Origin of the sequence: Litorimonas sp. WD9-15, from assembly GCF_050271975.1 — a bacterium.
Classification (GTDB): Bacteria; Pseudomonadota; Alphaproteobacteria; order Caulobacterales; family Maricaulaceae; genus Litorimonas.
This window is the reverse complement of the sequence record NZ_CP189850.1, coordinates 1,328,040-1,351,196: the sequence shown is the minus strand read 5'-3', so window position 1 is coordinate 1,351,196 and position 23,157 is coordinate 1,328,040. Positions and strand designations below refer to the sequence as shown.

Annotated in this window: 14 protein-coding genes and 3 pseudogenes; 6 read left to right on the top strand and 11 right to left on the bottom strand. The window is 48.6% G+C overall.

Features of this window, described 5'->3' with window-relative positions:
- Window positions 1-76: 76 nt before the first annotated feature.
- The 4 genes from ACP9M6_RS06150 to ACP9M6_RS06135 all read left to right on the top strand — a co-directional run bounded on the left by ACP9M6_RS06150 (window position 77) and on the right by ACP9M6_RS06135 (window position 2,775).
- The gene (locus ACP9M6_RS06150) at window positions 77-832 is read left to right on the top strand and encodes a ZIP family metal transporter (RefSeq protein WP_427454473.1); all 756 of its coding nucleotides are present in this window, start codon (window positions 77-79) and stop codon (window positions 830-832) included.
- Window positions 832-1,860, top strand: a complete 1,029-nt coding sequence (locus ACP9M6_RS06145) for a hypothetical protein (RefSeq protein WP_427454471.1) — start codon at window positions 832-834, stop codon at window positions 1,858-1,860. Before ACP9M6_RS06150 ends, ACP9M6_RS06145 begins: the two co-directional genes overlap by 1 nt.
- Before the next feature lie 232 nt (window positions 1,861-2,092).
- Window positions 2,093-2,500, top strand: coding sequence for an IS6 family transposase (locus ACP9M6_RS06140; RefSeq protein ID WP_427454469.1), 408 nt, complete (start codon window positions 2,093-2,095; stop codon window positions 2,498-2,500).
- A complete protein-coding gene (locus ACP9M6_RS06135; protein ID WP_427454467.1) occupies window positions 2,491-2,775 on the top strand; it encodes a DDE-type integrase/transposase/recombinase in 285 nt (94 codons plus the stop codon). The genes ACP9M6_RS06140 and ACP9M6_RS06135 overlap by 10 nt, the downstream gene beginning before the upstream one ends.
- A gap of 276 nt (window positions 2,776-3,051) precedes the next feature.
- On the opposite strand, the gene ACP9M6_RS06130 is transcribed toward ACP9M6_RS06135, so the two are convergent.
- From ACP9M6_RS06130 to ACP9M6_RS06115, 4 genes and pseudogenes are all read right to left on the bottom strand, one after another.
- The gene (locus ACP9M6_RS06130) at window positions 3,052-3,987 is read right to left on the bottom strand and encodes an RHS repeat domain-containing protein (protein WP_427454465.1); all 936 of its coding nucleotides are present in this window, start codon (window positions 3,985-3,987) and stop codon (window positions 3,052-3,054) included.
- A 300-nt stretch (window positions 3,988-4,287) separates the two neighbouring features.
- Window positions 4,288-5,277, bottom strand: a complete 990-nt coding sequence (locus ACP9M6_RS06125; RefSeq protein ID WP_427454463.1) for an RHS repeat-associated core domain-containing protein — start codon at window positions 5,275-5,277, stop codon at window positions 4,288-4,290.
- Between the two features lie 490 nt (window positions 5,278-5,767).
- The gene (locus ACP9M6_RS06120; protein ID WP_427454760.1) at window positions 5,768-9,568 is read right to left on the bottom strand and encodes an RHS repeat-associated core domain-containing protein; all 3,801 of its coding nucleotides are present in this window, start codon (window positions 9,566-9,568) and stop codon (window positions 5,768-5,770) included.
- Between the two features lie 246 nt (window positions 9,569-9,814).
- Window positions 9,815-9,943: pseudogene (locus ACP9M6_RS06115) on the bottom strand (hypothetical protein); the annotation flags it as partial.
- A 968-nt stretch (window positions 9,944-10,911) separates the two neighbouring features.
- On the opposite strand from ACP9M6_RS06115, the gene ACP9M6_RS06110 reads away from it, so the two are divergent.
- Complete coding sequence (locus ACP9M6_RS06110) at window positions 10,912-12,282, top strand: tyrosine-type recombinase/integrase (protein ID WP_427454461.1); 1,371 nt, start codon at window positions 10,912-10,914, stop codon at window positions 12,280-12,282.
- A gap of 10 nt (window positions 12,283-12,292) precedes the next feature.
- On the opposite strand, the gene ACP9M6_RS06105 is transcribed toward ACP9M6_RS06110, so the two are convergent.
- Both ACP9M6_RS06105 and ACP9M6_RS06100 read right to left on the bottom strand, forming a co-directional pair.
- Window positions 12,293-12,526 (bottom strand): hypothetical protein, encoded by a 234-nt coding sequence (locus ACP9M6_RS06105; RefSeq protein ID WP_427454459.1) that lies wholly within the window; start codon window positions 12,524-12,526, stop codon window positions 12,293-12,295.
- 133 nt (window positions 12,527-12,659) lie between these two features.
- Window positions 12,660-14,198: a hypothetical protein gene (locus tag ACP9M6_RS06100; RefSeq protein WP_427454457.1), complete on the bottom strand. Its 1,539-nt coding sequence runs from the start codon at window positions 14,196-14,198 to the stop codon at window positions 12,660-12,662.
- A 439-nt stretch (window positions 14,199-14,637) separates the two neighbouring features.
- On the opposite strand from ACP9M6_RS06100, the gene ACP9M6_RS06095 reads away from it, so the two are divergent.
- Window positions 14,638-15,375 (top strand): hypothetical protein, encoded by a 738-nt coding sequence (locus tag ACP9M6_RS06095; RefSeq protein WP_427454455.1) that lies wholly within the window; start codon window positions 14,638-14,640, stop codon window positions 15,373-15,375.
- 78 nt (window positions 15,376-15,453) lie between these two features.
- On the opposite strand, the pseudogene ACP9M6_RS06090 reads toward ACP9M6_RS06095, so the two are convergent.
- From ACP9M6_RS06090 to glgA, 5 genes and pseudogenes are all read right to left on the bottom strand, one after another.
- Window positions 15,454-16,094, bottom strand: a pseudogene (locus tag ACP9M6_RS06090) (IS6 family transposase).
- A gap of 155 nt (window positions 16,095-16,249) precedes the next feature.
- Window positions 16,250-17,872 (bottom strand): alpha-D-glucose phosphate-specific phosphoglucomutase, encoded by a 1,623-nt coding sequence (locus ACP9M6_RS06085; protein WP_427454453.1) that lies wholly within the window; start codon window positions 17,870-17,872, stop codon window positions 16,250-16,252.
- Window positions 17,859-19,502, bottom strand: a complete 1,644-nt coding sequence (malQ, locus tag ACP9M6_RS06080; RefSeq protein ID WP_427454759.1) for a 4-alpha-glucanotransferase — start codon at window positions 19,500-19,502, stop codon at window positions 17,859-17,861. The genes ACP9M6_RS06085 and malQ overlap by 14 nt, the downstream gene beginning before the upstream one ends.
- A gap of 165 nt (window positions 19,503-19,667) precedes the next feature.
- A pseudogene (glgX, locus tag ACP9M6_RS06075) lies at window positions 19,668-21,707 on the bottom strand (glycogen debranching protein GlgX); the annotation flags it as partial.
- Window positions 21,708-21,709: 2 nt separating this feature from the next.
- Complete coding sequence (gene glgA / locus ACP9M6_RS06070) at window positions 21,710-23,149, bottom strand: glycogen synthase GlgA (RefSeq protein WP_427454451.1); 1,440 nt, start codon at window positions 23,147-23,149, stop codon at window positions 21,710-21,712.
- Window positions 23,150-23,157 lie beyond the last annotated feature (8 nt).

Sequence of the window (23,157 nt, the reverse complement as noted above, 5' to 3'; positions counted from 1 at the left end):
AGTTATAAACAAACCCGTCGCAGCGCTATGTTGTTTGCCGAACTGCCGTATAGCTTAGACGCTATTTAGAAGGGCTATGACGGGCATCACTGAAATTCTATGGTTGAGCGCGCTCGTTGCGCTCTGTTTTCCGATTGGTGCTATCCTGTCTCTGAGGCTAAAAATAAGCCATCGTATGACGGCCGCCTTTATGTCTTTGGGAGCCGGGCTATTAATCGCCGCTTCTTTCTTGGACTTGATTAATGGATCGCTCCATGAACTCGCTCTCCCTTCTGTTATTTTAATGATTTTTTTGGCGGCAGCTGTATTCAGCATCATGAATTGGTGGCTAGCGAAGCGAGGGGCTAAGCACCGCAAGCGGTGTGCAACTTGCCTGAATGACATGCAGACGGAGCTAAAGCCAGACAATGGACTAGCTATCACGCTCGGGACGATACTTGATGCCATACCAGAAGCACTTGTCCTTGGTGTCACGCTCACAGGAAATGGCAGCACTATCCCGTTGGCGGTTGCGCTCGGGCTCGGCAATGTCGCGCAGTCCATATCAAGTACGTCAGGGTTAAAAGCCTCAAATATCTCAACTGCACATATCATGATCCTTTGGATTGGGTTGGCGATAATCACAACCTTAGCAACATTGATGAGTTATGCTCTACTCGGTACTTTGGGCCCTAGTCTTAAACCATGGCTAGAGGCGTTTGCCGCCGGCATATTGTTGGCAATGGTGTGTGAGGCCATGCTGCCTGAAGCCCACCATAAAAGTCCGTCCTTTACTGGATTGATCGGGTCGGGGGGCATATGTCTCTACCTTCTAATCCACGAAATGCTGTAATGGCCGTTTCGGTGAAAGGCGCAATAAGCTTGCTCGCTCGGAGCCCAACAGCGCTCTTTCCGATTGCGTTGGGGCTGGCAGGCTTAGGTTCAGCGATTATAATAGCGGCCCAAACTTTAGATATATTATTTGCCTACAGCATCGGTAGCGGATTACTCATCGCAGCCGCTTTTGTGCTGCTGGCAGATATTGTACTATACTTTACAAAATTTGTAAGAGCACGTCAGGCGGTGTCAGAGGACTTTTCAATAGCGACACGCGCCAACTTGCTCGCACCCGGCTTTATGGCGGCTATGCTGATAGGTGGGGCTTGGTCCGAAACAAGCTCACTTGGCTGGATAGTCTGGTTGATGGCAAGTATAGGGCATCTCGCTTTGTTGTTTAAGTTTGTGGGTCGGTGGTTAGTAAAGGAGTTCGCACCAGCAGACATAAATCCAACGTGGTTTTTACCTGCAGCGGGCATTATGACCTCCGCGTTGAGCTGGCCGCAACATGGACCGATTGAGTTTCCCCTTTTTCTCCTGAGTGTTGGCGCAATACTTTGGCTTATGTTATTACCCATCATATTCCGTCGCTTGGTGTTTGAACCCGCAATGGCGCCTGGCCTGCGGCCAACACTGTTTATACTGGGGGCACCTTTTGGGTTATTAGCGGGGGGACTGCATACAATCGTGCCGTTTATTCACCCAGAAATTACCTTCGCCTTATTGTCTGTCGGCGGTTTTCTGGTGCTCGTTATCAGTTTTCAATTACGGTTTTTGACTCAAGCTGGCGTATGCCTAAGTTGGTGGGCAGCAACTTTTCCGATCTCTGTCATATCCGCTGGGTTTTTCCAACTCCACAACTTTGAAACCAGCGCAACGCTGTATGCTGCCGTTTTGTTTTTAACCCTTGCTGGCTTCACGACAATAATTGCGGTTCTGGCAACCATCAGAACTGCTTGGTGTACTTGCGCTAACACAATACCGGAGACTGAACACCAGATTAAGGCGATGATGGGAAACCCATCGGACTCATCTAATCTATAAAAAAGTCAAAATCTCTCAGTCAAATTTTCTTTCGCGCAGCCGTGTCACCAAGAGCTCTTTAAACCGCGTGATTTTAGCTGCGCTCAATTTCGTTTCATTGTACACCACATGGATCGGGATCGGTGGCTTCTCATAGTGTGCCGAAACTTGCTGCAGCCGACCTTCATTTAAATCATTTGATAGGCTTTGTCACGTTAATGCCAGTTTCCAGACATTCCGCTAAGACATAGCGATGAAAACCTCAATTTATGCCCGGCATCGTTTCCATCCAGACGTCACCAAACGGGTTGTTTGGCTCTATTTCCGATTCACCTCGATCTTTCGGAATGTTGAAAAACTCATGATCGAGCGTGGCATTGATGTTTCCTATGAAACAATCCGAAGATGGGTTGATAAATTTGGATCCATTTACACAAAACGGATAAAGTTCAGATCCGAGCGCCCCTCACCTGTCTGGCATCTAGACGAAGTTTATACAAAAATAGCTTGGAAGATGGTCTATCTATGGAGAGCCGTCGACGATGAAGGCACTGTTTTGGGCATCGTCATTCAAAGCCGACGCAACACCAAGGCGGCCATGCGTTTACTGAGAAAACTCCTAAAAAACTCAAAGCATCAAACCTACTCGAATTGTTACTGACCGACTTGGTTCGTACTGAGCAACGCTCAAAAACCTTAGGCCTGAAACATTTGCAAGACGTTGGAGGAAGAAAGAACAATCGTGCAGAATGTTCACACGTTCCTATCCGGCGAAGAGAACGAAAATCACAGAGATTTAGATCTATCAGGAACGCTCAAAGACTTCTTTCTGCTTTCAGTCAAATCTACAATCTCTTCAACTTCAGACGCACAAAATCTCAAGAAACACTCCAAGAAAATTTAGAACTCAAGCTCAGAATGAATGAAATCTCGTGACGGCATTAACTTGCGTTTAAAAAAGCAATTAAAGAAAAATAATGTTTGACCTAGCTTACGTGACAAAGCCGTTATCGATATCATCAGAAATTCCAGAGGTGTTTTTTTATCGGAATCGCAAAAATTACTGTTAGGAAAGACATTAGTATAACCGAGAAGAAATCAGTCAAATTGAGCCAGTTAACTAAAAAATATGTTGCGAGGAATGACACAGCGAATGCAGTGCTAATTGTATAAACCCAAGCGAATACTGATGACAACATTTCCATCAACTCCTTATTGACACACACATGGTGCTCTGAATGGATCGGGATTTATCTTGTAGTCGAAAACGCGGGATGCTAAAAATCCTTTAGCAGAAGAGTCAATAAAATCTTTTATTTCCATTTTGAATTGATTTGAATTTTTTGACGTGCCGTAGATTTGTTTCATCATGCGACGATCGCTTATAAAGCCTTTGGCAAAATTTGGTGCAGATGGTGAAGATTTAGAAAACTTTAAGCCAGGAAACTTTACTAATCCTGCCACTCCACCAGCAAGTGCATTTTTGAAAATACGTTTACCGTCGAAATTTCTTATCGACAAGCACCCTGCTCTTTGAAGGATGAAAGCTTGTGAAACAATGTCTATCACTGCAGGTAACACCGCGCCAGCTACGAAACGCCTCACCAGAATAGCCACCAAAGGCACAGCAAGAAATGCAATCTCTCCAGTGGGATCGATATAGCTGACCGGATTCCCGCCCACATAAGCATATCTATTCAACCCGCCTGCCAGCCCTATCGGATCACTCTGTAGATACCGCCCCAGTTCCGGGTCATAGGTCCGGTTCCAGTTTTGGTCATAGCCCGTCTCCTCGTCGCGGTACTGGCCCGGGAACATGAGCTTTTGTGTGAAGGTGCCGACCACGCCGAGGCTGTAGCCAAACGGCGTCGTGATGCCGCCGTCCCAGACGGAGGTGCCCGATGGGTCCGTGACAAAAGCGGGACGGCCGAGATGGTCCGTGTGTATGTAGTGGAGACCGTCTGCCGCGCTGTCCACCGCGACGGGCGACAGGCCAAACCAGATATAGTCGCGGATCGTCGCGCCGGTAAGGCCATCTGTTTCCGCCATCATCCGGCCTTGTTCGTCATAATGATAGTGAATAATGGACCCATCCGCGAGTGTCTTGGACACGCGGTGCTGGTTCACGTCATAGCCGTAATCGGCCACCGCTACACCGTCCCGCGTGACAGAGGCCATCCGCCCCCGCGCGTTTAGAGTGAAATCTAGTATAAAAAGTTAGCTCTACCCCAGTTCAAAGTTTCTAAGACTTATTGAAAATCATACTAAAAACTCTCATGGTCAGACTTATAGCAATCATTAATACTGCCCAAAAAGTAATAAATATCAGCGCCTTGTAAAGTACATCAACTGACACTCCACGATCCCATATAGAGAATGTTACAATAGAGCCTATAAAAATCATTCCGAACTGCTTTAGCCAGAAGATAAGTTGCTTTTTCATACTTATCAGTTTCTTTCTGAGACAATATTTTGTACTGCTGACAATCCTGTAGAGCCTCCAATAATTGTAAAAGGAACGAGTGCATTGCCAAATTGATCGTTTATTGCTGGAGTTAAACCCCAGCCTTGGTCCAAATACTTCACAGCATAATCAAAATCGACTACATTATGGAACTTTCGATATTTGTTTCTAAAGAATCTTCCTGAACCATTAAATAACAAACCTGATCCTGCACCAGTTCCAACACCTATGAGAACGTCTTCAATGGAAGCACACTCTTGCAGGGCCGCATCAATTCCACCTGAAACCGCTCCTGAGATTAAAGCATTGCCAAAAAGGCTGTTTCTTAATCCAGCCGCACCGCCTCCGAAACCACCTGCCAAAGCCGAAACCCCAATCGACCTCCAATCTAAGTTTTCCAAGGCGGGCTTTCCACTTATGACATTAGCTAATACTTGTCCTCCCAAATCAACGCCACCGCCAATAATTGCACCGCCAACGACTCTTACGACAACTGGTGCAATAAGGCCCGTCGGGTCCACCCGACTCACCGGATTCCCACCGACATAGGCATATCTATTCAACCCGCCCGCCAAGCCGATCGGGTCACTCTGTAGATACCGTCCCAGTTCCGGATCGTAGGTCCGGTTCCAGTTTTGGTCGTAGCCCGTCTCCTCATCCCGGTACTGGCCCGGGAACATGAGCTTTTGGGTGAAGGTGCCGACCACGCCGAGACTGTAGCCGAAGGGTGTCGTGATTCCGCCGTCCCAGACGGAGGTGCCGGACGGGTCCGTGACAAAGGCGGGGCGGCCGAGATGGTCCGTGTGGATATAGTGGAGGCCGTCAGCCGCGCTGTCCACCGCGACGGGGGAGAGGCCGAACCAGATATAATCGCGGATTGTCGCGCCGGTCAGGCCGTCCGTCTCCGCCATCATCCGGCCCTGCTCGTCATAGTGATAATGAATGACGGACCCATCCGCGAGCGTCTTGGACACCCGGTGCTGGTTCACGTCATAGCCGCAATTGGCAAAGGGTTAAATCAACGCGTTAGGATCTTCACTCTTGCTAAGCTAGATCAATCGTCAAGTTTATAGATTCCAAGTTTCGAAACTTTGATAAAGGTTTTTGAACGAGTAAGCACACTTATCCAAAAGAAAATGTGAACAAATAAAGTATATAAAATTAATCCTTCAAACAAATTTGAGCTGTTGACGAAAAAAATTGAAATAATCGAGATTATTTGCAATATTATTATAAAAGAAAGCGACAATCCAACAAACACCCCACGTTTAAATATCACGACCAACCCGTAAAGTGACATAATAGATAAAAGTGTCAATAAAAGAAATGGAAAGAATGATTTTGAGAATTCAGGAAAGTTAGATATCACTTCAATGATAAAATAAATTGATCCAAGAAAACTCATTAAAGTCGTCGTACAGACCATAATCGTACTAAAGACTCTTGGGTTACCACCAAAATACATTAATCACACCTACATTCTTCTATATTTCTACGGGGGCGGTCTAAGCCCCACTGCCCGATAATTTTAGATTTACCGATACCTGCGTTAGCACCAAAGGGCAAACCTGCCTCCAAACCTAAAGCACCACCTCCAGCAAGTCCGTCATCTGTTGGTGAAGCATTGATATTTCCTGCCACAGGCCCAATAGAACCTTCTATTTCACCGTAGACTCCATTAAACAACTCATCTGGAGTTCCTTTTGCGACACCAGTACTCACCCCTACAGATCCGTCTAGACCAATTCCTAATTTACCTGATCTATAAAATCCCCATGTAGTAAAAGAACAGTTATCTTCATTCGAATAAAAGAAACCTAAATCAATTGAGAAGCCTACCCCTAAATAGAGATCGAGATTTAGTGAGTAATCAATTGTAAGCAATCCATTTGGATCCACTCGACTCACCGGATTCCCACCGACATAGGCATATCTATTCAACCCGCCCGCCAAGCCGATCGGGTCACTCTGTAGATACCGTCCCAGTTCCGGATCGTAGGTCCGGTTCCAGTTTTGGTCGTATCCCGTCTCCTCATCCCGGTACTGGCCCGGGAACATGAGCTTTTGGGTGAAGGTGCCGACCACGCCAAGGCTGTAGCCGAAGGGCGTTGTGATGCCGCCGTCCCAGACGGAGGTGCCCGATGGGTCCGTGACAAAGGCCGGGCGGCCGAGATGATCCGTGTGTATATAGTGGAGGCCGTCTGCCGCGCTGTCCACCGCGACGGGGGAGAGGCCGAACCAGATATAATCGCGGATCGTCGCGCCGGTCAGGCCATCTGTTTCCGCCATCATCCGGCCCTGCTCATCATAATGATAATGAATGACGGACCCATCGTTGAGCGTCTTCGACACGCGGTGATTATTCACATCATAACCGTAATCCGCCACCGCAACGCCGTCCCGCGTGACAGAGGCCATCCGCCCCCGCGCATTCAGCGTCATCGCCATGACCACGCCGTTCCGCGTGTCAGAGGTCATCTGACCCGAGGCCGCATAGGTGAACTGGCGATAGGGTGAGCCGTTCTTCTTCACACCGCTCTGCCGTCCCGTCGCCGGGTCGAAGAGCGACGTGTTCTTGGCGAGCACCTGCCCGTTGCTCCGTTTCAACGTGCGGAAGCGACGGTCGCCGCGCGCATTATAGCTATATTCCGTAACGCGGTAGCCGCCCGTCGCGTCTGTCAGACGCGAGAGTTCATCATAGATAAATGTCTGGCTGCGGGTGGGACGGACATAATCCTGCATGCCCGTAATATTGCCGGACTTATCATGGGTGAAGCCAATATCCATCAGGGCCGTCCCGCCCTGCCCGCGCGTTAAACGTCTCGCTCGGTCCGAGTCGTCATAAGTGATGTCGAGCACATTCCCGTCGCCATAGGTCGCTTGCGTGACACCGCCATAAGGCCGGTAAGTCGCGCCGGACAAAATATCCACGCGCGTCCCATCCGCCCGGACGAGGTCTATATCCTCAATCCGCGCGAGGCTGTCCCGTGTGAGTTCCACCGTCAAGCCGGACGGGTAAGTCGTCGTCAGGACATTCCCCGCGAGGTCATACGTGTAGCCGGTCGTGTAAGTCTGCCCGTCGAGCGTGCGCGTCTCAGACGTCAGAAAGCCGAGCGGGCTATAGCCGTAATCCGTCCGGCCAAAGCCTTCGATCACGGCGGTGAGCTGTCCAATACCATTGGGGCCTTGATCATATTCATAGGTCACATCATCCGATGTGCCGCCGGAATAATCCTCGCTCAACAGGCGTCCCGTATCGTCATAGACGTAATCCACACTCACACCGCGGGCATCCGTCATCTTTGTCACAAGACCCCGTTCGTCATATTCATAATCGGTTGTGCCGCGTTCGAGACTGACTTCGCGGACCAAATCGCCAAAGCCGTTGCGGACATAAAGCGTTTCAAGACCCCGTTGGTCACTGACTTTCGTGAGTGGGTTCGTACCGTTATCAATTTTGGCGAGATCGTAATCCACGGTACTCGTCAGAGGGTCGGTCTGTTGTTTCAAACGGTCCAACCCGTCAAAACTGTTGGACCAACTATTTTGGCGCGGGTCTTCGATATTGGTGAGATTATTCTCGCGGTCATAGTCCAACTTGGTGATGGACTCACCACTGACGGCCCCGATTGTTTTGATTTCGCGGACGCGGTTGATTTCGTCTATGACCTGATCGACCGAGAATGTCTTTACGCCGTCAGAGCCGAAAATCTCCTGTTTTGTGACACCGCCCATATTGTTGAGCGTCAGGACGATCCGTTCATTGGCGGAGTTTTTAATTTCCGTTAGGCGGCGGGCATCGTCATATTCGAACTCCATCCAGACGCCATTGGGTTGGGTGATACGCTTGACCAAATCGACAGCCGTATAGGTTAGAGTGGTAGTCGCATTCAGGCGACCCATGCCTTCATCCTGTATGATTTCCCGGACGCGATGCTCGGTATCATATTTTATGACGGTGCGAACATTATTTGGATCAATAATGACTTTTGGAGCACCAATGGAATTATGTTCAGTGATAGTTGTCGTTTGACCGATTTCATTTGTAACGGATGTTAGATTTGCGCCTGCCCAGGTAAAACTGACCGTATCGCCCGTTCCCGGCAACGGCCCGTCAATTTTCGAGACATTTATGCCATCATAGTCATAGTCCCAAATACGGTCTGGAGCACCTTCCCCCGATGTGTCGCTCAAACTACGCGTGTCGAGACGACCCTTCGCATCATATGTGCGCACATCCGTGAGGCCGGGCGTGACGCGTATCGTAGGCAATCTCCAACGGCTATGCCAGTCCGTAGTTGTTTCAACAAACTCAGGAAGGCCGTCTGCCACAATCTTTTTGATGGGCCAACCACGATAATTGCGATCAGTTTTTGTTACTCGACCTTCGCGGTCTGTTGTGTTCAAATATGTTTCGGACTGAAGGTGGTATCTACCTTCCGAGATTGTGGAAACATCACCAACGCAGGTTTGAGTAGCCTCACCTTCAATTCTATTGAAAGAAAAACTCGAACCAGTAGTGAAATAATTCGTTTTGCGTCCCAATGGATTGGTTACAGCAACATTATCCAATTCGAGGCCATAGGCGCTATCTTCTCTATAAGTATAATCGACATCAAATCGCTCTACACCGCCCGCATGCTCACTGCTTATTGCAAGCCCTACGGAATTATACTCCCAACTGGCATATCTAATATCAGCAATGTCAGTCACCCCAGTTAAAGCATAGGGATACCGGATGTCTTCATAATGATAATTTTCGGCAGCAATCCTAACTTCTGTTACCCCATCCTCGCCTAAAGCGAATCTTTCCACGGACTTTAAACGCTCGAGAGCTCCCCAGGCTTTGGCATCATCAGAGACTGTGTCGTAACTGAACTCCAGCAGACTGCCATCTGGTAAACCAACAGATTTAATTCGTCCAACACTTGGACCCCTTACAATAAATCCATTGACTGCTGGATAGACTCTAATTCCATTTAGACCGACATCATGACTTGCCGACGGCGGCGTATACAAAGCGGGCTCAACCAATATCCAATCTTCCGTGTAATATTGAAATGTCATTGAACGATTGAAGCTGTCGACAATGCTACTGACAACAAATTTTGCCGGCCCAAATGCCACAATCTCGCCGTCTACCGTTACGCTGTTTGTGTCAAAAGTTGTATTGTAGGTAAGAGCATATCCATCTGGAAATTCAGCGCGCGCAATACCGCCATAATAAACGCCATTATGCTCTTTAACTTCAAAGATATACCGCACACCACCATTATCAACTATTGAGACATTGGTTTGGTTTTGAAGAAAACCTCCGTCACGAGCTGAGCTACTGCTCTCATGAATAATCCTGCGTTTCCCAGACGCTGTATATTGTGGTGTTGTGTAAGAACAGCTCGTGCCGGAATTGGTAGGAATGCAAGTTACTTGCTCAGCACGATGCCCCGGTAGATGAAAAGTCGCCTCTTTAAAGGTAGCATTTATAGTGAGCCGAGGTATTTGGTCTATCATCCAACCTCGTCCCAAACCGCCAATCGCACCAAAATTGGACCCCGTATCGCCACCCATAGACGCATATGAACGGGAGAAGTTAAACCTGCCGTCAGCCGTCGAAAAGTCACTAACAGTTTCGACCTTCATACCTGAAATCAAATCAATCGGATTGCCAGCAGTATTTTCAACACCGCCATCCGAGCATTCTGAACCTCTGACTCTACGCTGAAGCGTACACTGACCGCTTTGTATTTGACTGTCTGTACATTTTTTTGACGCTCCCGGACTACCGACATGCGCTCTGCCCAAGACCTCAATCAAGTAATCTCTATCAATATGACACACTGCAGAAGATGATCCTTCAGACGTAATAGCCCCGCGGTAGGCTTGTAACGCGTAAGGATCATACCATGTCTGCATCGCATCATAACAGGCAGCCTCTAAAGATGGCGAGCAATATAATTTAGTGCTCCCATCTTCATTTATTTCGTTACTAACGGCGCACCAGTTTGGTTCTGAGTTAAACGTCTCAGGGATTTCATAGGCATGTATAAAAGAAGGTACAAATAACACTAAAAAGGAAGCAATCTGAATTGCTCTATATAGTAAACGCATGAAAACCTCTATAATTAGGAAAATTTTGTTAACCATATTTATGCACTCAACAAGGGTGTTTTTATAAAAAAATGCAAATAGTTGAACTTTCAAATTTTTTATCTATTGCTACGCTGAGTCATCGCCCTTGCGGGCCAAAGCGGGCTTTGGCTCTTCGGTCAGCTCCGGCCCGCTATAGCCGCAAAAGTGTCAGGGTTCAGCTTTGCACGGACTGTCTTTTTTTTATTTTTGCAGGAACACCTACTTATTGCGAAACTATTCCATGAGATTCGCAGTGCCGATGTGCCACAGTTCCAAACTTGACAGTCATAAGCAATTGTTTTATATGTATTTTTGCTACGTAGCATCGTGCTATGTGGGGGCACCATTTTCCTATCATAGTAAGTTGCGTAAGCCTCTGAAAAATCTCGGAGAATCTCTCTTTCCTGTACTTTCCACACGGTAACTCGCGCGATTTGCCTCACTTCTTGCCCTACATTGGGCTGCACGGAGATGGCAGGATGAAAGCGATAAGACGGCCCAATCAGTACTTACGGTTACGCGGTGATATTTGGCACTATGTGCGGCGCGTGCCCAAGGCGGTCAGCCATATAGACGACCGCACATTGATATATCGTTCCTTCGATACCGATAGCCGCAAGGTCGCCCGTCAGCGGCGGGACATTTGCGCGGATGCGGACGAACAACGCTGTAGCGAGGTCGCGCCGAGCCTCTTCCGCTCAACTCCGAGAGAAGTCAACTATCCTGATGTGAGCCATCACGCCCTCTCGCTGGGATTCAACTATGAGCCTATGGACAGTTTGATTTCACGCGATACCGTCACGGATTTATTGCACCGCTTACAGGCATTAGGGCCGTTAAAGGAGGCTCCGCACCCCAAGGAAGAGCAAGACGCATTGCTTGGCATGGCCAAGACGCCTTCCGCTACTATCACTGGGGCTATGGAGCTTTACCTATCCGAGATAGTGGCCGACGAACTCGCAAGTAAATCACCGGAACAAGTAAACAACTTTTCTAAAATTAAACGCCGCGCCGTCGCTAACTTCGTGAACCTAAACGGCGATTTAGATATGCGGGATATTACCCGCGAACACGCCTACGCCGTGCGTAAATTCTGGCATGAGCGCATCCATCCGAAAGACGGCTCGAAACCCATGAGCGGCAGCAGCGGCAATAAGGACTTGGGCAGTTTGCGGAAACTCTACCGCCGTTACTTCGAGCATATAGGCGAGGAAGAGCGCGAAAACCCGTTTCGAAATATGCGGTTCAAAGACAAAATTCTAACGAAGGTCATGCCCTTTAAAGACGATTGGGTTAGGTCACGCATACTCGCACCCGACGTTTTTGATGGCCTCAATCGCCAAGGCGCATTGCTTTGCATGGCTTTGATTGAGACAGGATGCAGACCAAGTGAACTGGCCAATATCAGGCCAGAGAACATTAGGCTGGACGCCGAGGTTCCGCACATCCGCATCCGCCCAACGAAAGACAGAGAGCTTAAATCAGGCGCATCCGTACGAGATATTCCGCTCGTCGGCGTTGCGCTGGAGGCCATGCGACAGGCTCCAAACGGGTTCCCGCACTATCGAGATAGAAGCTATTTGTTGAGCGCATCACTTACCAAAGCGTTCAAGGCGAGAGGCTTATTCCCGACAAAGCAGCACCGAATCTATAGCTTTCGGCACAGCTTTGAGAGCCGAATGTTAGAGGCTGGATTAGACTTTGGACTGCGCTGCACATTGATGGGACACCGCAACCCACGCCCTGAATATGGTGATGGAGGGTCGCTTGCTTACCGCCGAGACGAGCTGTTGAAGATAACTCACCCCGTCAGTGACACGCTATTGCAAAGCTATCCGTTTAAGGGCTGAATTTATCAGTTTATGCAGCTTGGTCGGCATCCGATAGGAGCGAGGCAAGCAAGGCTTCGCGGTCATCCAGCGCATCATATTCCTGTTTAAGACGTTCCAAAACAGGCCAGTATTTAGGGCCGTATCGCTGAACAAGCTGCGCGGCCATAGTCATGCCGCGCTTAATATCAGCGCGAGACGGCTCTTCGCATGGGCGACTTCCAATTACATTTTGAGCTTTATCCACGAATGGATAATAGCTCATTCGTTACGTTTTTAATGGAGCAAAAGAGTTGGATAATTCAAAGGTTATGGGTCAAATAATGACGTCGACTGTTATTCAATATTCTCTAAATGTTCGGGAGCAATCCTTTTATACCTAGGTGTAGAGCTTCCTCTTAGAGCTTTAAACCCAGAGTTTTATGAAATCTTTCTTTTAGTGCTGTAGAGTTGCCAACAGTTTCTTTGAGAAAAACCATCTCACGTTCCGAGGGCAAAAAGGCACCTGTATTTCTCTTCTTGGTGAGTAATTGCCATAGATTTGAGTCTTCAGTTTTCACTTTCAAAATGTGCAATTCAGCAATCGCTAAAGCTAATTTCATTGTGGGTAGCCTGCGAATAAGCCGCAAATATCCGCGTGATCGTATATCTTGACCGCTTCTGATAGAGCTTAAAATCAGCTCTACATTTGGACTATAATCCGTTTTAGCTAACCTGTTGGAAGCATGGCGTGCCTCATTATCATGCTTACCAAAAGCAATTGCTTCTAAAGCATCCATAGCTGAGCGATTGCCAAGTTTCGCAGCAGCGCCCAGTGCTGGCACTCTATCATTTCTGGCGACTTTTTGTGCGCTGCTATAGATGAGGTTACCATCTTCATTTGAGCCATAACGACTAAGTATTTCGAGCGAACGAACCGAGACTTGCCCATTGGTAATTTGCTGACGAACTTCATTAACGTAATCAATTTCAAGAGATTTTAACCCATAGATTGCTCGCTCCACTATTGAGAAGCGCTTGTCAGTCAGGTGGTCTCGGAAGGTCTTCTCACAGTATAATCCGTAAGGTTTAGAGTCAGATATATAACTAAGCGCAACGCTCCTAACAGGTGGTGATTTGTCAGTTAATGCGGTTGCTGCAATCTCATTTTTATCAATGTCTATATCCACCGTTTTATGACTAATGCTTCCGCTTTCTTTCCAAGAATATATGCCGTTCAGCAGTGTGTTGGTCGCTATACGTCGTACTTCTGGGTGTTTTCCTTCTTTAGAAATTGATGGCAGTGCATCGACTAATATGCCTCTTTTCAATCCGTGCTTCAGATATCGGGGAGCACTATCTATGGAATTATTTGTAACGTATTCGGCCAAAACGAATGGCATATTGTTCATGTTTAGTAGCTGGTTTAAAACCCTAAATTCTACCTCTCGGCTTCGCCCGAAACGCTTCTTATTCAAGATTAAGTCCATGCAACCCAGAACGGTTTCGTGAGTGAGACCACTTTCGTTTACGGGTGATGCGATTAGGTTTTCTAGCTTTGAAATTGCGGCGTAGCGAACCTGTTCAACCCAATCATTCAATCGAATAAGCAAGAGTGATAACTCGAAAGAGTTGTTGATTCGCGGCCATGTTCTCACCGCCTTTTCACGAACATACCCGTTCCATGACACGGAGAATAACGCTGATATTTCAGGGTATGTGTCCAAAGTTTTCAGTATAGATTTTAGGCCATTCTTAGACTTCATCCACCATCCATCAGAACCTTGTGACTCAACAGACCAAAGCGCTTTACGCATATCATTCGAAATAGAAGTCACGCGGGCTGGATTTAGTTCCTTTAATAGAACCTCGAAAGTGTCTTGGTATCCTGCTTTTCCGTTAGCTACTAAGGACAGAGAGCGTTCGTATTCAGGCGGCAATGTATTTTTCAAGGGCATTTTTTGTTCCAAAATTAAAGTCACTTTTTTGAAAAAAGTAGCCCTATTACCACCTACGTTATATATTTATCAAGCGGTTTATTCCTTCGCCGCTTTGCGGCGAGTCCAACGCTCCTGCCTCCGCTCGTGTGGGCGGCTCCGGCAGGCGCGTCGGACGGCTCTGTTTTGAGAGAGCGTAATTAATTAGATAGGATGAGGCTTGAAGAGAGATTAAGAAAGAAAAGAGCTTTAGCGTCGAACCGCCCCTTTGGGGGCACTTCGACGCTAAAGCTCTGTTTTTGCTACGCGAGTTGTGGTGGTACATTTTCGGCAACTCATGCGCGGTGCCTCCAAAATGCCTCTATCCCGCAAATTCCTAGAAACTCTCATTTCCCTTTAATTTTCAAACGGCTTCCTTAGAGACAAACGCACCTTTTGTACCCGATTATATTATAGGCAAATGTCAGATGAAGATGATTTCCGCCTAAGAGCCAAAGCCCGCAAGACCAGCAGCCGAGGCGCTGAGGTCAATATCCCAGCAAACTACAAGGGGTTCCATCAGGGGGTTCGCGCCGCCTTGGTCAGAGGTCAGGCCGTCTCTGGACGGCGGGCTCTGATGAAACCTGCGAAGCCCCGCACAGGACGCTTCAACTCTCGCGGACGAGGGCGAGCGGCGTTAGAGCGCGGCATTGGCCCCAAGCAAGGTTGGCGCGTTCACAAGGCAACGGGAGACCGCTACCGCGCCCGCCGCGCGATTGTGAAAGTGCGCGTTGTAAAGCTTCGCAATGCCAAGCCTTCTGTCTCTCGCGGCCACTTGGCTTACCTCCAGCGCGAAGGCGCAGGTGTGGAGCGAGCCGAAGGGCTGGATAGCTCGGCGGAACTAACCCCAACGCGCGGCCAGCTCTACGGCCCAGAGGAAGGCGTTGAGGTGGACGGGCGGGATTTTGTGGCCCGCTCGCAAGAGAGCTTTGACGGACGCGGCGACCCGCACCAGTTTAGAATTATGATCTCACCCGAAGACGGCACGGAGCTGGCCCGCGTGAATGGCGACGGTAAGCCCAACCTCAAAGACACAACGCGAGCGCTCATGGCGCAGATGGAAGAGGACTTAGGCACCCGGCTCGATTGGGTAGCCGTTGACCATTTCGACACCGCTCATCCGCACAGGCTTTGTCACGTTAATCACGCGATGTGTTAAGTTCCATTGCTTTAAGACTTATGAGCAAACTGGTGCGGTCGAAATATCCCACTTAGATTGAGCTTGGTGCCTAAATTTTCAGAGTGTTGATCTTGAGATGAGATGGCGTCGATGGTTGAAGAGATTGTAAATTTGACCATGGGCCGAGAGCAGTTTTTGAGCCTTGTGCAACGATCTAAACTTCTGAGCTTTTCGTTCTCTTCGCCGGATGGGGACGTGTGAGCGTTTGGCTCTGTTCTTTTTCTACCGCCGACGTTTTGTAATTGTTTCATGCCCAGCTCCTTTAGTGCTGCGCCATATGATCCAAACTTATCTGTAAAAATGCGCTCTAGTTTGACTCCCTGGTTTCTAAGGAGTTTCCGCAGCAAACGTGTGGTTGCTCTTGTATTTCTCCGTCGCTGAACAGCAACATCCAGGACCATTCCCTCGTCATCGACCGCTCGCCAGAGGTAAACCATCTTGCCACCTATCTTTGCAAAGACCTCCTCCAAATGCCAAACAGCAGAGGGCCCTTCGGACCGACACTTTATGCGCTTTGCGTAAGTTGATCCAAACTTATTGACCCATCTTCGTATCCTTTCGTAAGATAATCCGACCCCGCATTAGATCATGAGTTCTTCCAAATCTCGGACGCTGAGATTGAACCGGAAATACATCCAAACAGCACGTCGAATAATATCCGGATGGAAGCGATAGCGAGAATAGATTGAGGTTTTCATCGCGTGTGCTTAGCAGAATGTCTGAAAACTGCCATTAACGTGACAAAGCCCCACACTTTAAGTTACTTAAGCCACAAAATTTGAGATGAAGACTCTATCTTCATTGCGGACGTTAGCCAAAGTTTGCTAAAAGCCCAAAATTTAACAGTCTGAAATTATGAGATTGTCGAAGGGTCACTTCGGTCAGTTAAACGCTTTAGTCCTGTTATGGTGTTTGCAATGTCTGCAATGGGATTGAGTGTCTTTTGCAAATCGGCATCCAATTTCCCGTTTGCAGGCTCATATTTCTCCAGATATAGCCGCAATGTCGCTCCGACAGTCCCCGTACCTGACAGACGAAGTGCGAAGCGACTTCCGCTTTTGAACTTAACCATCAGGCCTTGGTTTTCTGAAACAAATCTGTCAACGGGATCACGATAGGTGAAGCTCTCTGCCGCGCTGATGATTTCCTCTCCAAAGACTTTACCTGGCAACTCCTCAAGTTGATCCCGCAATCTTTGCATCACGCTTTCGGCTTTAGCGGTTTCAACTTCTTCATAGTCATGGCGCGAATAATAATTTCGGCCATAATCTTGCCAATGCTCACGCACGATTTCGGTAACGGGTTTACCGCGTGCTGCCACAATATTGAGCCACATAAGAACTGCCCAAAGCCCGTCTTTTTCGCGGATATGATCTGAGCTGGCCCCTGCGCTTTCTTCGCCGCAAAGGGTGATTTGTCCATCATCCAAGAGATTGCCAAAAAACTTCCAGCCCGTGGGTGTTTCAAAAGCCGGAACACCTAACCGTTCCGCCACGAGGTCTGCTGCACGGCTGGTCGGCATAGAGCGCGCTACGCCTTTTATACCCGCGCTGTAACCAGGTACGAGATGGGCGTTAGCCGAAATAATCGCGAGACTGTCAGACGGAGAAACATATAGACCTCTTCCCAAGACGATATTGCGGTCGCCATCGCCGTCTGACGCCGCCCCAAAATCAGGCCCGTCTTTGGAGAACATTCTTTCAAATAGCTCTTTGGCGTAGATGGGGTTGGGATCTGGATGCCCGCCGCCGAAATCCGGCAGTGGTACAGCGTTAATAATGCTGGCATCAGGCACGCCCAGTTTACCGAATATGGCTTTTGCATAAGGGCCTGTGACCGCGTGCATCGCGTCGAAACAGAAAGTCATGCCGGATATGAATAGTTTGGAGATGGCAGTAAAATCAAACAGGCTTTCCATCAACTCTTGGTAATCCGCGACACTGTCGATGATTTCAATCTTCATGCCAGACATTCTGCTTTCACCGCGTTTGCTCAGGTCAACGGTATCAGACGAAACGGCTTTGTAACTCTCGATAATCTGGGTTCGGGCATAAATCGCATTGGTGACGGATTCTGGCGCAGGGCCGCCATTGGCGCTGTTGAATTTAATACCGAAGTCACCCTTCGGGCCGCCCGGATTATGACTGGCAGAGAGGATGATTCCGCCAGCTGCATCATTTTTTCGAATAATTGCCGAAACGGCCGGGGTGGATAAAATGCCGCCCTGCCCGACCAATACCCGCGCGACGCCATTTGCTGCGGCCATGCGTAATATAATTTGTATGGCGACATCATTATAATAACGCCCATCACCCCCAACGATCAGAAGACTGCCGCGCAGCTCTGGGACGCAATCGAAAATCGCTTGAACAAAATTCTCCAGATAATTCGGTTGGGTGAATGTCTCGACAGTTTTCCGCAAGCCAGAGGTGCCGGGTTTCTGACCTTGAAATGGCGTCGTCTTAGTTATGTTCATTTCGAGGTCTCCGGGGTCTAACGGCAGCAATCGTGTCGAGGATTTTATTGCAGTCTATATCGGTCTTCAATGCTTCAAGGGAAAGCTTGCTGCGCCTTCGCCAGTTCGGTTGTTCGTCCGTCGTGCCGGGTACATTTGGCTGTTGCCGATCCAGCATTATATCTTCCAGAGGGATGGCGAAAGCCAGAGCCGGCGCAGAAGCGAGCCAGCCTTGCAGTTTTGACATGACCTCGCCGTCTAGGGCTTCCGGTTTTTCATGGAGGTTCAACGCCTCAAATAGAACGTTTTTATCCTGTTCGCGGACATATTTTTCATGGGCCAAAACATTGGGGTCGTTGCCAATCCCAAGCGCTTCCCGCCATAGAAAATCATCACCGGCCCAAAACCCGGCGAGTGTTGGAAAATCATGGTTAGAAAAAGCTGCTACAGCCAGCTCACGTAAGTGCTCTAGTGGAATAATGTTGCCCGATGATGTGCGTTCGATTAGTAAGACTGAACAGCCCATGAGTTGCCAATCGGCCATGTGGGCGCGGAAATCATCCGGGACAGTGCCGAGATCTTCGCCGAACACCACACAATTTGTTTCATGCGAAAGCTCTGAGACAACATCTAAAAGCCCATCGAAAGGAAAACGCAAATAAGCTCCGGCACCGCCGCTCTGCGGTATGAAAAAACTCCGCTGCAAGCCAAGAACATGATCAATACGTAAAGCGCCGCCGAGCTCCATATTGGCTTTTAACGCACGCTTGAACGGGGCATAGTTTTCTTTGACTAACAGGTGGGGATTGAAAGGCAGTAGATTCCATTTTTGTCCATTGGGATTAGCCATATCGCCGGGCGCGCCTAAGCTTATGCCTTTTGCAAAAGCGGTCTGTTCACGCCAAGCATCGGAGCCGCCCGGCACGACGCCTACTGCAAAATCGAGATAAAGACCGACGCGCATTCCGGCCGCCTTGGCACGAGCTTGAGCGTCCGAGAGTTGCGTGTACGCTATCCATTGCAGATATTTATAATAGCTAATGCGATCTGAATTTTCTGTTTCAAATTTGCGGCACGCGAGACTTTCAGGAGACTGATATTTTTTAGGAAAATTATGAAACCCATCGTAAGTTTGCTTGGCTTTGGGAAGCGTTTCGAACAACGCGTCGAAGAGAGCGTGCTGTGATAGGGCTTCACCTTTGCCGTCGCAGAAACTCTCAAACGCCTTTGCCCGCTGATGGGTCTTCGAAAAATTTCTGAAGACTGCAAACGCCTTTTCAAAGGCTTCTGTTTTTAATTTATAAACGGCCTCATAATCCACTAAACCGTCTTTGTAGGGATTTGACGGCGCACTGAACTTCGCCTCGGCCAGTTCCGGAACATTATCTGGCGCAATATGCATGATGTTTAGAAATTCACGCGAACTGGGTGAGTATGGCGAATAGAGATGTGGCGCACTTGGAAAGAGAGCGTGTACTGGATTTAGTCCAATAAAGTCAGCGCCTTTACTGGCCATATGTTCGGCTAAGATGGCTAAATCTTCAAAGTCACCAACACCCCAATTTCGGTCGGATCGCAGGCCGTATAATCCGCAAGTGACGCCCCAAATACCCTCATGGTTCCGTAAAGCCTCTGCGCCATAGACGGGCATTTTATCTTCAACATCAGGGTAGGCCTGTGGCGGTACAGATTCTACGGCTTTTAGAAGTTTGCTGAGTGAATGAGATTCGGCCTGATGTGTATGACCTGAGATGTCGCGAAAACTCTCTATAAACCCATAGACTTCAGCTTTTTTTTTGAGATCCGCTGTCTCTTGTTCGTCAGTTTTGTAGGGCCTATCCAGACTAAAAACACTCACACTATTTGCTGGAATTAGGTTCCCTTCAAACGCCCTTGCGCTCGATAAATCAAATTTCCAATCCGCATTCATTACAGCATGAAACGTCTGAGCTTCGCCGCGGTTCATAACAATCAAAACCGCACCTTCAGCGTCCATGTTCAGGACTAATCCAATACAGCTTAGCCCATGATCGTCCCAAGCGCCGCCTTGTAATTCACCGCCCTTTGGAGACAGCCAGAGGGCATTTCTCGCGCCGTCGTCATTAATGGCTTCGCCATGTAAAAAACCGCTTTGGGAAAAATGCGGTTTGGTTTTTCGCAACGCAATCAGCTCTATCGCGAAATTTTGAAGCTCACTATCAGCTGCCCCCCAATTCAACCAAGTGATGTCATTGTCTTGGCAATAGCTATTATTATTTCCACCTTGGCTATGTCCAAACTCATCACCGGCAAGCAGCATAGGCGTGCCTTGTGACAGGATCAGCGTCGCAAGCAAATTCTTTGATCTGCGGCGTCTTGCGTGGATTATATCAGAATTATCCGTTGCGCCCTCAACGCCCATATTATCAGATAAATTGTGTCCGTGCCCGTCGCGATTTTCTTCGCCATTCGCATGATTGTGTTTCTCATTATAACTCACGGTGTCTTTGAGCGTGAAACCGTCATGGGACGTGATGAAGTTCAGCGAACTATGCGCGTTTTTATCAGAGTGATCGAAAACATCCGCGGAGCCGAGTAGACGCGCCGCCAACGCTTTGTGGGCCATTTCATCGCCGCGCCAAAAACTTCTAACATCATCTCGGAAACGATCATTCCATCCTCCCCAGCCTTTGGGGAATTGCCCTAAGACATAGCCGCCGGGACCGATGTCCCACGGTTCAGCGATGAGTTTTACTTTTGAAAGAACAGGATCTTTTTCGCAAGCGATTAGGAAATCACTCTGCTGGGTAAATCCATCCGGCCCCCGCGCCAGAGTCGAGGCCAGATCAAAACGAAAACCGTCAACGCCCATCTGCTCAACCCAATATCGCAAGCTGGCGATTGTCAGCGCCAAAACCTGCGGGTGGGTCATATCAAGCGTATTACCTGTTCCTGTATGATTGACGTAAAAACGTCTATCATCCTGCAAGCCATAATAGCTCAGATTATCAATACCTCTATAAGAGAGGGTCGGTCCTAGCTCATCACTTTCAGCCGTATGGTTATAAACAACGTCTAATATGACTTCGATACCTGCTGCATGTAGCGCCTCGACTGAGGACTTAAACTCGGACGCCTCGCCGTAGCTCGAGTGGGCAGCAAAATAATTTATGGGATTATAGCCCCAATAATTGGTCAGCCCAAGCCCCGTCAGGCGCGGCTCCGTGAAGAAACTTTGCACAGGTAAAAGCTCGACAGCTGAAACAGCCAGAGCGGTCAGATGCTTGATGATGGCTGGCTCTTTTATTCCGGCAAATTTCCCCTGAGCGGCGGGCGCAACATCCGGATGCCGCATCGTGAGACCTTTGACGTGAGCTTCATAGACGAGCGTCTCTGCCCAAGATGTTTTAGGACGTTTGGATTTATAGGGCGCAGCCTCCGCAATCGCTATGCATTTGGGCATGAACGGAGCTGAGTCACGCTTATCAAACGACAAATCTTTTTCGGAGCTACTTAAATCATATCCGAATATCGCGTCATCTTGGATAATTCTGCCGAACAACTCCCGAGCGTAAGGGTCTAGCAACAGCTTATTAGAATTAAATCGATGGCCGTCTTGCGGGGCATAAGGTCCATCCACGCGGTAGCCATAAAGCTGGCCCGGTTCTAAACCTTCTACGAAACCATGCCAAATATCGCCTGTCCGAAACGGTAGGTCTATCTTAGCAATTTCCGTTTTCCCGTCTTCGGAAAATAAGCAAAGCGTCACCCGCGACGCGTGAGCAGAAAACAGAGCGAAATTAATGCCGCCTGCGCCAGTTGATGCCCCAAGTGGAGATGGTTTACCCGCACTGGCTATATAATGTGAAGCGGTCATTTTCAGACCTCTAGCAGACCTGCATAAAGATTGAGATAGTCTTTAGCTGACGGCTCCCACCCAACCGGATGAGAGAGACAATTTTGCTTCATTTGTGACCAGATTTTGGGCGCTTTGTACAGGCTAAAGGCACGGTCAATTGTGGCCGATAAATTATGCGGCGTAATGTCAAAAAATAGTAAGCCCGTGGCTGCTGACTTTGCCAGCGCTGCAGGACTGGCGTCAATGATTGTATCATTGAGCCCGCCGACGCGGCCAGCAATAGGCACCGTTCCATAACGCATCGCGCAAAGCTGCGTTAGGCCGCACGGTTCAAATCTGGACGGAATGAAAATCGCATCAGACCCAGCTTGGATGAAATGGGCAAGCGGTTCATCATATCCAATTTGGACGGAGACTTCAGTCGGGTGTTTTTCAGCGGCAGCACGGAACTTATCTTCAATGGCGCTATCGCCCGATCCAAGGAGCGCCAATTGCCCGCCTGATAAGACAATGTGGTCGACGAGATCTCCAAGAAGATCTAGCCCCTTTTGCGTGGTTAATCTGGAAATCACGCAGAAGAGCGGTGTATCTTTTGAAACCCGCAATCCCATTTTCTTTTGTAGGGCGACTTTGTTTTTGGCTTTACCTTCCGGCGCATCGGCAGAGAACGGCGCCGTAATAGCCGGGTCTGTTTCAGGATCCCAAACCTCAAGGTCGATTCCGTTCAAAATGCCTGACAAGGCCTTCTGCCGAGATTTTAAAATTCCGCCAAATCCCATACCACCTTGGTCGGATTGAATTTCCAAAGCGTAGCTTGGGCTTACCGTTGTTACGTGGTGACTATAAACCACGCCGCCTTTGAGGAAGCTAACCTTATCCCAATATTCTAAGCCGTCTTTGTGGAAGACCTCGTCGGGCAAGCCAATGCCAGTCAATATTGATTTCGGAAAGAGGCCTTGAAAGGCAAGATTATGTATTGTCAGAACCGCTTTAACTTCGGAATTTGTGGCTTGGAGGTAGACTGAAACAAGCCCTGCTTGCCAGTCATGCGCATGCACGACATCAAAGGCTTTTAGACCAAATTTTCCAGAGGCCAGGTCAGCCGCAATACGGGAAAAGGCAGCAAATTTTATTGCATTGTCCGGACGGTCAACGCCGCTCTCCAGCTGATAAGGATTGCCTTCAAATTTGAATAAATGCGGTGCGTCGAGTGCAATAACTGAGAGGCCCACTTTCGTTCTTCCGGACATAAGTTTGGCCTTACCTCCACCAACGTCAGTAAGTTTTTTGATTGTTTTTTTGCCTGTTAAGCCACTTAAAACAGATGGAAATCCAGGTAGGAAGACTGTGACATCTGCCCCTTGCGTTTCAAGCGCCAGAGGCAAAGCCCCGACGACATCCGCAAGCCCTCCCGTTTTAATGAGCGGAAAACACTCTGAGGCCACCATTAAAATGCGCATTATATCGG